The sequence below is a fragment of the Prolixibacter sp. SD074 genome (assembly GCF_009617895.1).
Classification (GTDB): domain Bacteria; phylum Bacteroidota; class Bacteroidia; order Bacteroidales; family Prolixibacteraceae; genus Prolixibacter.
In genome coordinates, this window is sequence record NZ_BLAW01000001.1 from 918,783 (window position 1) to 932,135 (window position 13,353).

The following is a 13,353-nucleotide window of genomic DNA, read 5'->3' on the forward strand; positions in this document are numbered from 1 at the left end:
ACGTTTGTTTCGTCGAGTAAAAACTTAGTTGGTTTGCTTCTTGAACCAGCCATCGACCAGTTCCTTATGTTCGTCGTACCATTTTTTTGCAGCCTGATCTTCCTTACCGGGAGCGGCTTCAACGGCCAACATCAATGAACCGAGAAGGTCGTCATCCATCTTGAAGTTGCTGAAGAAAGTGGCAGCTTCCGGATTTTTAGCAGCCCATCCTTTGGTTGCATAGGTTGAGATGTTTTCTGCTTCACCCATTACTTTTTTTGGATCCTTCAAAATTTTCAGTTTCCATTTAGCAAACATGGTATGAGGCTTCCAGCCGGTAACCACAATCCACTCTTTTCTGTCGTACGCTTTCTTCAAAGAGGCAAGCATTCCGGCTTCACTTGAGGTGACTAATTCGTAATTCAGACCGTAATCTTTAATTACTTTCTGAGTAATTTTCATGATACCGGCTCCCGGGTTGATACCGATAATTTTGCCTTCGAATTTGTCTTTGTATTCGTTCAACTGGTTGATGGAACCGATGGTAACGTAATCAGGAACAACTAATCCCAGACGACCATCTTTGTAAATGGTCCCCAGTTTTTCAATTTTATCGCCGAACTTGTCAAGGTAGGGCTTGTGCGTAATTGGGCTCCAAACCTCCATGAAAACATTGGCATCGCCTTTGGCAACAGCTGCAAATACAGGTGCTACGTCGGCATTAATCAAATCAACTTTGTAGCCATGTGCTTCCAGGGCTACTTTGGCTAAGTGAGTGTCAGCGATACACTCCGACCAGTTTACCATGGCAATGGTCACTTTTTTCTGAGCGCCTTTTTCAGAATTTTTCTTCTTTGAACCACCACAGGATGTGAGCATCAGTGCTGCGGCTGAGATGATAGTGAGTTTTCGTAATAAATTCATATTCATTTATTATTTAGATTTTCCAAGATGTTGTGTTATGCGGTCGAGAATGATGGCCAACAGTACAACGGCCAAACCACCTTCGAATCCCATTCCGATGCGTAACTGGCTGATTCCCTGAAGAACAATTTCACCCAGTCCTTTGGCACCAATCATGCTGGCAATTACGACCATCGAGAGGGCCATCATAATGGTTTGGTTAACCCCAGCCAGAATGGAAGGCATCGCCAGCGGCACCTGAACTTTTACCAGCAATTGCCTCGAAGTAGCACCAAATGCTTTTGTCGCCTCGACAATGTCTTCGGGTACCTGATTGATACCTAAAGAGGTAAGCCTGACCACCGGTGGCATTGCAAAAATGATGGTCGCAAACGCTCCGGGGACCGTTCCTAAACCGAAAAACAGTACTGCCGGTATCAAATAAACGAAAGCCGGCATGGTTTGCATAAAGTCCAGTATTGGGCGGATGATTTTGTTGGCTGTTTGGCTTCTCGCAGACCAGATTCCCAGGGGTATTCCAATTGCGAGTGCCGTGATGGCGGAGGACAATACCAGGGCAAAAGTTTGCATGGTTTGATCCCAGTAGCCCATCCCGTAGATGAATAACAGGCCAAAGAGTGTCAGAAATCCATTTCCTATTCCGGCCTGCCAAAAGGCGATTCCGGCCATAAACGCGATGGTGATATAAAATGGCAGCCAGACCCAGAACCCCTCGACCGCCCCGATGAAATTGGTCATTCCATAGTTGACGCCGTCGAAGAAACCGGAGAAGTTGGCAGTCAGCCAATTGATGAATTGTTCAATATAGGTTCCGATATCAATCATAAGTCAATGGCATTTTGAATGATTTCCTTAATCTCTTTGTTATCCTTCCCGGTCATCTCAACAATGATGGAAGTTTGTGATACCAATCCTAACAGGAAATTCTCCTCGTTTACTACCGGAATAGGAAGATCCGTCTCTGTCAGAAGTGGCAGCATATTTTCCACGGTTGTATCAGGGTACACCGAGTGGACTTCTGTATTAACGATTTCTTCGATGCTTTTGGCACCTTGTTTTTTCGCTTCCAGAACATCTTTCAGTTGGACAAATCCAATGAAAGTCCGGTTGGTCCGGATAACAGGAAGTGTTTTCAATCCGGCTTCCCGCATTTTGCGGATGACCACTTCCGGACCGTCTTTTTTTAATCGTGCTACGGTCGGTTTTTCAAACATCACCGAAGCAGCAGTTATAATTCTTCCCCGCTCAACTTTCTCGACAAATGATTTGACATAATCGTCAGCCGGTGCCGTCAGGATATCTTCAGATGTGCCTACCTGGACGATCTCACCATCTTTCATGATAGCAATTCGGTCACCCAGTTTAATGGCTTCATCCAGGTCGTGCGTAATAAACACGATGGTTTTCTGCATCTTCTCCTGTAAGATCAGAAGTTCGTCTTGCATTTGGTTGCGAATCAGGGGATCAAGCGCCGAAAATGCCTCATCCATCAGCAGTACTTCCGGGTCGTTGGCCAATCCTCTTGCCAGGCCTACACGCTGCTGCATTCCACCGGAAAGTTCGGAAACTTTCATGTCTTCGTAACCTTCGAGTCCAACCAGTACGATTGTTTCCCGGGCTTTCTGTTCACGTTCTTCTTTCGTGATCCCCTGAATTTCAAGGCCAAAAGCAACATTGCTCAGAACGGTCCGGTGCGGAAGCAGGCCAAAATGCTGAAATACCATCGCAAATTCTTTCCTTCTGATATTTAGCAATTCTTTGTCGGTCGAACGGGTAATGTCCTGCTCGTTCACAATGATTTTGCCTGCTGTTGGCTCAATGAGCCGGTTGATGCACCTAAGCAGGGTGGATTTTCCACTTCCCGAAAGGCCCATGATTACAAAAATTTCACCCTCTTCGATGTTCAGGCTGGTTTTGTTCACAGCCACTGTACATCCGGTAGACGATAAAACCTCGGCTTTGCTTTTCCCTTCGCGGGACTGTTTCAAAGCCTTTTCCCTATTTTTACCAAAGATCAGGTAAAGGTCTTCAATGAGAATCTTCGTCATACGCTTTTAATTAAAAGTAGTAACCAATGTTGATGTTGAACCAGGAGTGCCACTTGTTGTCCGAGCCCTGGCCCAGTCCATGTCCCCACGGTCCAAACCAGTCCTGGTTTTTACCTGATGCATAATCAACGTAGGTGTACAATCCTGCTTTCGTTGAAATCAGTGATCCAACTACGTTCATTTGGGTATCGAGGAAGCCATCAACATTTTTATTCATGTAGTTATAGTCTTCATAAAACTGAATGCTGGTAAACGGTCCCCAATTCATTGGAATCGTATACGCAACACCAGCCGTGTAAACCTGGCCTTCTTTGGCAACCTGGTAAGTAGAGTTATAGGCGGCCATGGTCACCGTATTTGTGTTCGCATCTGAATTATACGCATAAGTCAGCGCTTCCAGTTTCACATTTAACTGCTGCTTGGGCAGAAAGTTTCCGTCGAAGTGGGCAGCAAACGCATAATGATCGCCATTACTTTTGGTTACGTGGTTAAATAACCGACCGTATTCAGCAGAAACACCTATTTCGTTGTGACCGAATTTACGGGTGATCCGACCGTTCCATTGACCGCGTTCTTCATCATCGCCGGCTACATCGTAAGAGTAACGGGCCGGGTCGACTCCGTAACCACTGGAACCATCGGAAAAGTTATTCCAGGTTTTCCCACCTTCGGCATTCTTATAGAAGGCCATCATAAAGGCCCAGTCGTCGGTTGAGTGAACCAGTTTGATACCGGTGTCGTAGTCATCTTCCAACCCGATATAATAAGGAAGGTTGAAAAACCAGGAATGACTGGCATAAGGCAGTGCGCCAAATGGGACCTGGTTCACACCAATCTGGAGTTGTGTTTTGGGCGTGAAATCGTATCCAACAAAACCTTGTTTCAGCATTCCACCACCAAAATCTGACGGGTAGAACCGGTATTCGGCATTCAGAAATAATTTGTTGTAACGTGCTTTTGCGTTGATCCTAAACATGTCGAGTACAAAGTCACCGCCTACATCGGTGTTGGCTTTGTCCCATGCTTTGTAGCGGTAGTTGAAACGCAGCGCTCCGCCAATCTTAAGACTTTTTTCTTTTTTTTCGTTTTGAGAAAATAGAGGGGTAATTAAAAATAATAGTAATCCAGTAATTAAAATCTTCCTTTTACTAATAACCATAATTTAATTGTTTGATTTAAAATGATGTCTCTAAATTTTAAGGCATCAACTCCAGTTTAGAACTTCTGGAGTGTTAGATATGTTCTGTGCGACAAAAGTATTTCTTTGAACGGGAATTAACAAATATCAGGCAGTATTAACGAAGGTTCAGGCAACTTCGGTTCGATATAAGTTGCTGAAAATTAATTATTAGTTATTTATTTGGATGGATTGTATTGACGCAGCAGGAATTCAGGGCCTAATTTAGGTTCTGCAGAACATATGTAAAGTTACTGTTAATTATTTATAACACCTCCAATGAGGGTACTTTTGTGGTAAGGATGAAAGGGGGTAAAAAAACCGGAGCAATTAGCTGCTTTCAGAAATCACGGATATTTTCTTCTCCACCGGTGAGGACCGGAGAGGCATCAATGTTTTCTATTTCCAGCATATTGATGAGCAGATCGAGCGCGTTGTTGATTTTTCCAATTTCATCGTCCGAAAGACTGCGCAACTTCATATCTAACCTTTTCTGCATCAGGTCGGGCGTATTTTTTAAAATTCGTTCTCCGTTGGACGTGAGGGCTATATTGGTGACCCGTTTATCGCCTGATTTGGGCAGGCGGGCAACAAACCCTTTTCTCTCCAGCCGGTCAATAATTCCCGTCATGGTAGACGAATTCAAGCGCATATGGTCGCGTATCATTCGCTGAGTCGCCTGATAATTGGGGGCTTCTTTCAGGTATTCGAGACAAAGTAGCTGCGGAATACTTACGCCATATTCCTTTTGTACTTTTTTCGATTCCAGGTTGATCGAGCGTACAATCCTTCTGACTTTTATAATGACGGGTGTGAAATCCATAATGTGAACTGAGTCGTTTGCAACTCAAAATTGCAAACTTTTCCCGAAAGGAGTACATAAAAATGCAGGCTTTTCTTTCAAAGTAGCGCTTCGGAATATAAAAAATACCCCTGCCGAAATCTTCGGCAGGGGCATGGGGACCGAATACGGGAATTAAGTAGTTAATTGATTGTTAAGCTTACGGTTTGATGTTAATTTCTTTTCATTTTCCGCTGTATTTTTCTGATGGCCTGGTCGATTGACTTTTCCGGTTCGATGACGTTGTACTCGCCCCAGAATTCCGGGTCGGCGAAGCCAGATACGGCATCACTCATAATGACATTCATTTTCATGCGGACCGATGATCTGAACGGCTTTTCATCTGCTTTATCCCAGTCGGTTACTGCCATTTCGATAGTCGATATGTAGTGGGAGTTGAAAAGCTTCTTGTCCCAGTTGATTTTAAATGTTACCTGGCCACGGGAATACCCGTAATACCATTTTCCGTTTTTTTCGCGGTAGTTGACCATATAAACTGCTTCGGTCGGGTACACTTTCGCACCCCTTGGTTTTCTCTTGATAAGAATATCTGCAGCTTTCAGCTCATCGGATGTGTCCATGTTGAATGTGGCGCTGGTGATAGCAAGCGATTCGGTATCGATGAACAATTTACCATAGAACAGTGCGTCAACTGCGCCTGGTCTGGGTTTGAATTCCAGCACGTAAACCAACCGGTTGTCGATACGGGTTACACTGGCCAGGTTGAACTCATAGTTTCCAATCATGTCATCGGTAAAGATGATGTATGGATTCTTCATGATGTCCATCAACAAGTTGGTGTACGGACCTCCCTGAAGTTTAAATACCAACGTGTCCAGTTTGGAGTAATCGGTGCTTTTCCGGCCTTTGAATAACCTGACTTTGTCAGCTCTTGCTGAAGTATAAGGCTGTTTGTATATCTCTACAACAGCTTCGGCAAGCGACACGTAACTCCATCCTTTCTTAATGGTTTCACGGTAGAAAGCCGTCATTTCCAAAGGTTCTTCAACATAGTTGTCCTTTTTCTTGTACATGACAGTCCGGATGAGCAGGTCGGGATCGGTCGGGAAAACCTTGATTTCGCTAAGCGATACGGCTAAAACGTCGAGCTCAATTTTGTTGCGTTCGGGTTTCAGGTCCGAAACAGGAACCTGCTTGTTTTTATAACCAATATAAGAAATGGTTATGTTTTTCTTTAGCTGGCCTTCCGGCACCTTCAGAATGAATTCTCCGTCCGAGTTGCTTACTGTGGCAATGTTGGTCCCATCAATGGCAAGTGTGGCAAATACCAGCGGATCGCCGGAACCGCTATCCCGAATTACCCCTTTGAAAGTCTTGTAGTTCTGGTTGTCATCCGGCTGGCTACGGGGATACGGACCGGCGGCTGCGGCTGTTCCCGAAATGAAAACAAAGAGAAGTAAGGTAACCCATACCTTCATGTTTTTGAAACTAATTGGCTGTTTTGTTTTCATGGCTTAAATTATTTAGCGTTTCTTGCTTTGTGCTTTCTACTCTAAAGACAAGCCGACTTGAAAATGCCCTTAACCGGTTTGTATTTTCTTTTCGCTTCCGCTGAATATTTTTAAACTATCAGTGACCAGACCGGGAAGGAGAGTAACCAGGTGGCTGTGGCGGGTAACTAAGTTGCCGAAATCGTTAACTACGTACACAGTATTCCTTCCGAAGAGCATGAAATAAGCAACTATGTAAATAATAATCACTTCTAACTATGTGAAATGAATTACTATGATATAAATATTGATTCCGTAGTGTATGGAATTGTCTGCTATGTTGTCGGTATTTCTTCCGAAGTTTCGGGTATGAGCTACTATGTTTCCGATATTGTCATCTAGCTAACCAGGATGAGCTACTATGTTACGGGTGTTGTCATCTAGCTCGCCAGTGCGGGCTAAGTAAGTGCCCGCTGCTACCTGCGTAGTAAATCGCGGGTCTGTTTATTGAGCCGGGGGGCATTCCTAATTGCAAGGCTAAATTTTTCTTCAAAAGCCAGATTATCAAAGAAAAAGGGAGAATAACTGAATATCCTCCCTTTTCGTATCAAAAGAATGCTTGTGATTTATAAGGTTACCGTGCCGGTTTGACGAATATCGCGGGAGGAACTTCCTGCCAGGATGTCGAATTTGCCGGGCTCCAGTACCCATTCGTGTTTTTGGTCGTTGTAGTATTCAAATGCGTTGGCCGGAAGTGCCAGGGTAACTTCTTTGGATTCGCCGGGTTGCAGGAAAACCTTACTAAAGGCTTTCAATTCCTTTTCGGGACGTTTCAATTCCGATTTTTCCTGGTGAACGTAAACTTCTACTACTTCGGCACCTGCCATATCGCCGGTATTGGTCAGTTTAACCTTCACTGTTGCCTGTTTGTCGCCGGGTGTTACCTGCAGACTATCGTACTTAAATGTTGTGTAAGAAAGTCCGTGTCCGAAGCAGAACTCAGGAGCAACATTGTAAGAATCGTAGTAGCGGTAGCCAACATAGATTCCTTCTTTATACGTTTCTTTGCCGTTTTTCCCGGGGTAATCGCCCATGGCCTCCGCTGGTACATCGGCCAGCATTTTCGGGAAAGTTACCGGCAGTTTACCGGAAGGATTTAGTTTACCGAAGATGATTTCGGCGAGGGCTTTTCCACCTTCCATTCCGGGGTACCAGGCCTCGAGAATGCCTTTGGCATTGCCTGCCCAGCTGGTCATGTCCATCGGGCCACCGCCCATCATTACGATGATGGTGTTGGGATTGGCTTTGAGTACGGCCTGAATCAATTCGTTTTGACCGAATGGAAGTTGCATGTTCGGTTTGTCGATACCTTCCGAATCGAAAGCGTTGTCAGACCACTGGCCGCCATAACCATGAATCCAGCCACCGATCAGGATCGTTGCGTCAGCCGATTTGGCTGCTTTCACCGCCCGGGCAATCAGTTTCGGGTTGGCTTTTTCGCCGCGGGCTACTTTGTATCCTTCGGCATAGTTCACTTTTACTTTGCCGCCTAAATATTGCTGAATTCCTTGCAACGGCGTAATTTCAAACGGCGGGCGTACCTGGGAACTTCCTCCGCCCATGGCATTTTTGCGATTGGCATTGGCACCAATAACGGCCACGCTTTTCAATCCGTTTTCTTTCAGCGGAAGCACATGATCCTGGTTTTTCAGCAGTACAATACCTTCCTCTGCTACTTTCAATGCAACAGCCTGATGTTCGGGGGTATTTCTCTCACCTTTTTTGCGGCCACCGCCCATTACGTGGGTTTCGTACATCACGCGCAAAATGCGGTGCACTTTATCGTTAATAACGGATACGGGAACTTTTCCGCTTTTTACCAGTCCGATAACGGTATCACCCATGAAGAACCTGCCGTAGTCAGGCGTCTTCTGTGGCAGGTCGGTTCCCATTTCCAGGTCGGTTCCGTTCATCAAAGCGTCCATGGTATTGTGTACGGCGCCCCAGTCGCTCATCACAATACCCTTGAAGCCGAATTCACCTTTCAGAATATCCTTCACCAGGTATTTATTCTCGGTACAGAATTGTCCGCGGAACTTGTTGTAGGCGCCCATCAGTGTGTAAACGTTGCCTTGTTCAACCGCTGCCTTAAAAGCCGGGAGATAGATTTCGCGAAGGGCACGTTCGCTCATCTCCACGTCGATGGTGTTACGCTCGGTTTCCTGGTTGTTGGCCAGGTAGTGTTTTACACAGGCAGCTACATCCTGACTTTGTACGCCTTTGATGTAACCCACAGCCATTTGTCCGGCCAGGTACGGGTCTTCACTCAGGTATTCGAAGTTGCGGCCATTTAGCGGTGTACGGATAATACAAACACCGGGGCCCAGAATGTTGTCTTTTCCCCGGGCATTGGCCTCGCTGCCAAGCACCTTTCCGAACTGGTATCCTAAATCCTTGTTCCAGGTCGATGCCAGGGTTATCCCGGTAGGCAGGTACGTTGATGAGTCTTTACCATTGTTCAATAGTGTCCATCCGCGGCCATGTTCCGGCCTTACTCCGTGTGGGCCGTCGGACATTACCCATTCGGGAATGCCCAGACGGGGAACCCCGGCGGAAGTAAACGAAGAGTTTGCATGGATCATTCCTACTTTCTCCTTCAAAGTCATCTGACTAATCAGGGAGTCAATTTTTTTCTCGTAAGCAGGTGCATTGTTTTTCTTGGGTTGTGAGCAGGACAGCACGCCCAAAATCAACACACTCAGCACAGGAAGTGCAATCGATTTTCGTTTCATGTATAAATCTGTTGTTTTAGTGGTCACGTTTCAAATCTATTCAGGGTAAGGCAATTGTGTTATTGACGGGGAATGAACGAATTCTTTCATCTTGGCTCTGTTTATTGTCAATATTACAAAATAACACAACGCATTCGAAATTAATTCTGTGTTAATAAATGTGAAATTCGACCTATTAAGCACATTATTTGTGACTTACATAATGTGGTTTTAATATAGCTTTTCCTGATGTTTTGATTTTGAAGACGGTAGTCATGGAATTTGGCATTTGTGGCGGAGTGAAAATATGTAGTCCGTCTTTTTTCCATTTCCAGCGGATGGAATCGTTTTCTCCCGGTTGTATCGTTATTCTTTCAAATCCTTTCAACTCCTTTGCCGTCCGTTGTACCTCCGAATGCAGATGGCGAACGTACAGCTGTGCCACTTCATCACCAGCACGTTTGCGGGTATTGGTGATGTTGAAGGAGATGGTAAGCGGCTTTCCAACCTGCATATTGTCTGAACTTACTTTCAGGTTGCTGTATTTGAAGGTGGTATAGCTTAATCCAAAGTCAACCTTAATGGCACTGACACCCATTTTTAACAGACCGGCCAGTTTATCCTGGTACCATTTCACAGCCTCCGGATTGGTGAAATCGAGCACAGCATTTTCCGTCGGCGGGTTACCTTTGGCATCTTTCACATAAATTTAGAGCTGTCCGTAAGTTAATGCCACGAATTGATCGTAAGTCTTATATTTACTGCACCCTTTATCGGGTTTGTATGTATTGGTACAGCTATCAAATATCCAGCGAGGCACTAAGTCAAGGATTTGACGGATTACTGGTTTATTGGTATTTTTGTTTACTTCACCACCATAGAATGACGAAATGTAACCTGTTTTATGAAACTTCCCGATATACGCAACGATAATGTAGCCCGTTTCCTCGACAGCTCGGCTGTTGTTCAGGAAACGGCCGAACAAATCATGAAGGATTTTGCCATGTTTGGTATTACCATCACTTTTTCAGGAAATACAGGTCAGGCTTATCGGGAATTGCACGAACAACTGGTCGACCAGATTCGTCATTTGCTGACCAGCGATTACCGACGATTGCTGTCGGTGCTGTACCAAGTAGATATTACACAAAAGGAGATAACGCGGGCCGGACTGGAATTGCCCGATTACAACGAGATGGAGGTGTTGGCGCATCAGATCATCGTGCGTGATTTGAAGAAGGTGCTCACACGGCGCTACTTCAAATCGCAGAAGTAAACAACAATCAACTTATTTTCTAACCTGCTCGACCTTTAACCTTTCGCAAACCGCACGAGTCAAGGTCTCTGCCGGATGATTCGGGTAACTGATCACCATACTTCCGTCAAATGGCCCTACCGAAACTACTTCCATCTCAACGCCGAGTTGGAGATCCCGATTGTTGAGATACTTCAAAAAATCGGCTGCGGAATGGGGCAACGCTATTAACCGGACTTTGTCACCGGCCTTACAACTACTCAACTGTTCATAAACTTCTTCAGCAACCCGGCCATTCTTGTCTGGAATCGGCGAACCATGCGGATCAATCGTAGGATGCCCCATTAATTCGTCCATCCGCTCAAAAAATATTGCCGAGTCGATATGCTCTATTTGTTCGGCAATTTCGTGAACGACCTCCCGGCCAAATCCCATTTTGGTAACCAAAAACATTTCGGTAAGTCGATGCTTACGCAAAACGAGTGCAGCTTCTTTCTTTCCCTTCTCGGTTAATGAAAGTGGCTTGTATTTTTCATACTTGACCAAATCCTGCTTTTTCAGGTTTTTAATCATGCTATTGGCAGTGGGAAGGCTTACTTTTAGCAAACTACTCAGGTCGGAGATCGTTGCCATTCCTCGTTCCGAAACGAGTATAAAGAGTGCTTTCAGATAATTTTCTTCGGTTACTGAGGCCATAGTTAACGAGTCATTGGCAACAAAAGTAAGAAAAAGGTCAAAATAATTTTATTAGACTCTTCTAACTCTCTACTTTTGTCTATCAAATTATTTGAGAATACAACAACATAACGTATGAAGAGTGAATCATTGAGTGAAGTACATTCAACCGTTAGAACCGACAAGAAAGGTTGGAGAAAGGTTATGGCATTCATTGGTCCGGCCTACCTGATTAGTGTAGGCTATATGGATCCGGGAAACTGGGCCACCGACATTGCCGGGGGTTCGGAATTTGGTTACAAGTTGATATGGGTACTGCTCATGTCCAACTTAATTGCCCTGCTCCTTCAGTCATTAAGTGCACGATTGGGAATTGTAAGAGGAATGGATTTAGCCCAGGCTTCGAAAAATGCTTATCCTGGCTGGGCAAATGTTCCGTTGTACATACTGGCAGAAATTGCCATCGCAGCCTGCGATTTGGCCGAGATTGTCGGAATGGCCATCGGTTTGAACCTGTTATTTGGTCTTCCATTGATTTGGGGTGTCAGTCTAACGGCCCTGGATACGGTCTTGCTGCTCTTTTTAATGAACAAGGGAATGCGTACCATGGAAGTCTTTATTGTATCACTTGTTTTTATTATCGGGCTTTCATTTCTTGCAGAAATGTTCATTGTATCGCCGGTTTATGGCGATGTGATGAAAGGGTTCATTCCTTCCAGCCTGGGTGGAGACGCTTTATACATCGCCATCGGGATAATCGGTGCAACCGTGATGCCGCATAACCTTTATCTGCACTCCTCATTGGTGCAAACCCGCAAAATCGACCGCTCTTCAAATGGATTAAAGTCTGCTATCCGGTTCAACTTCATCGATTCGACCATCGCCTTAAACCTTGCTTTTTTAGTGAATGCAGCCATATTGATATTGGCTGCCGCCGCCTTCTACGTGAACGGTTATTTTCATGTTGCCGAAATTCAAGATGCCTCCAAACTTCTCAACAGCTTGTTTGGGGAAACTGCCCCAATATTCTTTGCTATTGCGTTGATAGCAGCCGGACAAAGTTCCACTATTACGGGTACACTGGCTGGTCAGGTCGTCATGGAAGGCCACCTGAATCTCCGGATTCAACCCTGGTTACGAAGGTTAATCACCCGGCTGCTTGCTATTATTCCCGCCCTGTTCACTATTATTTATTTTGGTGATGGCGCCTTAGGACGACTTTTGGTTTTGAGCCAGGTGGTACTGAGCCTGCAGTTGGGGTTCGCCGTTATTCCGCTTATTCATTTCAACTCCGACAGGAAGGTAATGAAAGAATTTACCATCAAGCTTTGGGTGAAAATTCTGGCTTGGTTAAGCGCAGCGGTCATCATTTATTTGAATATTCGTCTGGTCATCGATGAAATTGTTTTATGGATTAAATCAGCGGGCGACAACCGAATTTATATTTATATCCTGGTTGTTCCGATAGCAGTAGCAGCTCTTGCCCTGTTGGCATTCATTTTTGTTTATCCATTCTTCACTTCTTCAAAGAAAAAGAAACGACAATGGCCACACGGAAAAGCAGAAGAATTCAAATTGGTTGGACCGGTCAGGTACCACCACATTGGTGTCGCTATCGATTTTTCGGGCAACGAACAAAAAATCATCCAGAATGCCATCACACAGGGAGGGAAATCGGCTTCCTATACATTAATTCACGTAGTAGAAAGTGCTGCAGCCCGCTACCTTGGTAAAAATTCCATGGACTATGAAACACAACTGGATAAAGAGAATCTCGAAAAATATCAGAAAGGCCTGGAGAAAAATGGGTATAACGCTAACCTGGTAGTTGGGTTTGGCGACGCAGCTTCAGAAATCAGCAAAGCAATTGTTGACAATGATATCGATTTACTGGTTCTGGGAACACACGGACATAAAGGGGTGAAAGACCTGATTTTTGGTACCACCGTTGATGTTGTAAGGCATAACGTCAAAATTCCGTTGTTGATTATTAACTAAAAAAGAACCAGCCTGTATAAAACAAATTGGTCCTTTGTAGTCGGGGTGGCCGGATTTGAACCGACGACCTCGTCGTCCCGAACGACGCGCGCTACCGGGCTGCGCTACACCCCGAATTTTTTGTCAGGCGGCTGATGTCGTTTGACGGCTGCAAATGTAAGGGATTTTCGGGTTTTAACAATAGCTATTCCTGAAAAAATGCACGTTCTGTCGCACCACATTGATAATGGAAGA

General features: G+C 45.0%; 11 protein-coding genes, 1 tRNA gene and 1 pseudogene. 2 read left to right on the forward strand and 11 right to left on the reverse strand.

The window, feature by feature from the left end; translation table 11 throughout:
• Positions 1 to 24 precede the first annotated feature (24 nt).
• The 9 genes and pseudogenes from GJU82_RS03960 to GJU82_RS04000 all read right to left on the reverse strand — a co-directional run.
• Complete coding sequence (locus GJU82_RS03960) at positions 25 to 903, reverse strand: glycine betaine ABC transporter substrate-binding protein (protein WP_153630966.1); 879 nt, start codon at positions 901 to 903, stop codon at positions 25 to 27.
• Between the two features lie 9 nt (positions 904 to 912).
• On the reverse strand, positions 913 to 1,728 hold the full coding sequence (locus tag GJU82_RS03965; protein ID WP_153630967.1) for a proline/glycine betaine ABC transporter permease: 816 nt from the start codon (positions 1,726 to 1,728) through the stop codon (positions 913 to 915).
• Positions 1,725 to 2,951, reverse strand: a complete 1,227-nt coding sequence (locus GJU82_RS03970; protein ID WP_153630968.1) for a glycine betaine/L-proline ABC transporter ATP-binding protein — start codon at positions 2,949 to 2,951, stop codon at positions 1,725 to 1,727. The genes GJU82_RS03965 and GJU82_RS03970 overlap by 4 nt, the downstream gene beginning before the upstream one ends.
• A 10-nt stretch (positions 2,952 to 2,961) precedes the next feature.
• Positions 2,962 to 4,110, reverse strand: coding sequence for a hypothetical protein (locus GJU82_RS03975; protein ID WP_228488558.1), 1,149 nt, complete (start codon positions 4,108 to 4,110; stop codon positions 2,962 to 2,964).
• 358 nt (positions 4,111 to 4,468) lie between these two features.
• Entirely contained in the window at positions 4,469 to 4,951 is a 483-nt protein-coding gene (locus GJU82_RS03980) for a MarR family winged helix-turn-helix transcriptional regulator (RefSeq protein ID WP_153630969.1), read from the reverse strand.
• A gap of 191 nt (positions 4,952 to 5,142) precedes the next feature.
• Positions 5,143 to 6,441 carry a carboxypeptidase-like regulatory domain-containing protein gene (locus tag GJU82_RS03985; protein ID WP_153630970.1) on the reverse strand — a complete coding sequence of 433 codons (1,299 nt, stop codon included), beginning with the start codon at positions 6,439 to 6,441 and terminating at the stop codon, positions 5,143 to 5,145.
• A gap of 605 nt (positions 6,442 to 7,046) precedes the next feature.
• A complete protein-coding gene (locus GJU82_RS03990) occupies positions 7,047 to 9,212 on the reverse strand; it encodes a glycoside hydrolase family 3 C-terminal domain-containing protein (RefSeq protein WP_153630971.1) in 2,166 nt (721 codons plus the stop codon).
• Positions 9,213 to 9,396: 184 nt separating this feature from the next.
• Complete coding sequence (locus tag GJU82_RS03995) at positions 9,397 to 9,894, reverse strand: fibronectin type III-like domain-contianing protein (RefSeq protein ID WP_153630972.1); 498 nt, start codon at positions 9,892 to 9,894, stop codon at positions 9,397 to 9,399.
• Between the two features lie 9 nt (positions 9,895 to 9,903).
• Positions 9,904 to 10,083: pseudogene (locus GJU82_RS04000) on the reverse strand (DUF4372 domain-containing protein); the annotation flags it as partial.
• 12 nt (positions 10,084 to 10,095) lie between these two features.
• Between GJU82_RS04000 and GJU82_RS04005 the strand changes: the two are divergent.
• On the forward strand, positions 10,096 to 10,467 hold the full coding sequence (locus tag GJU82_RS04005; RefSeq protein WP_194831111.1) for a hypothetical protein: 372 nt from the start codon (positions 10,096 to 10,098) through the stop codon (positions 10,465 to 10,467).
• A 12-nt stretch (positions 10,468 to 10,479) separates the two neighbouring features.
• On the opposite strand, the gene GJU82_RS04010 is transcribed toward GJU82_RS04005, so the two are convergent.
• Positions 10,480 to 11,142 (reverse strand): metal-dependent transcriptional regulator, encoded by a 663-nt coding sequence (locus GJU82_RS04010; protein ID WP_153630974.1) that lies wholly within the window; start codon positions 11,140 to 11,142, stop codon positions 10,480 to 10,482.
• Positions 11,143 to 11,256: 114 nt separating this feature from the next.
• Here GJU82_RS04010 and GJU82_RS04015 point away from each other — a divergent pair, with 114 nt between their 5' ends.
• Entirely contained in the window at positions 11,257 to 13,119 is a 1,863-nt protein-coding gene (locus GJU82_RS04015; RefSeq protein ID WP_153630975.1) for an Nramp family divalent metal transporter, read from the forward strand.
• A gap of 40 nt (positions 13,120 to 13,159) precedes the next feature.
• On the opposite strand, the gene GJU82_RS04020 is transcribed toward GJU82_RS04015, so the two are convergent.
• Positions 13,160 to 13,233, reverse strand: a tRNA-Pro gene (locus GJU82_RS04020).
• Between the last annotated feature and the right edge of the window lie 120 nt (positions 13,234 to 13,353).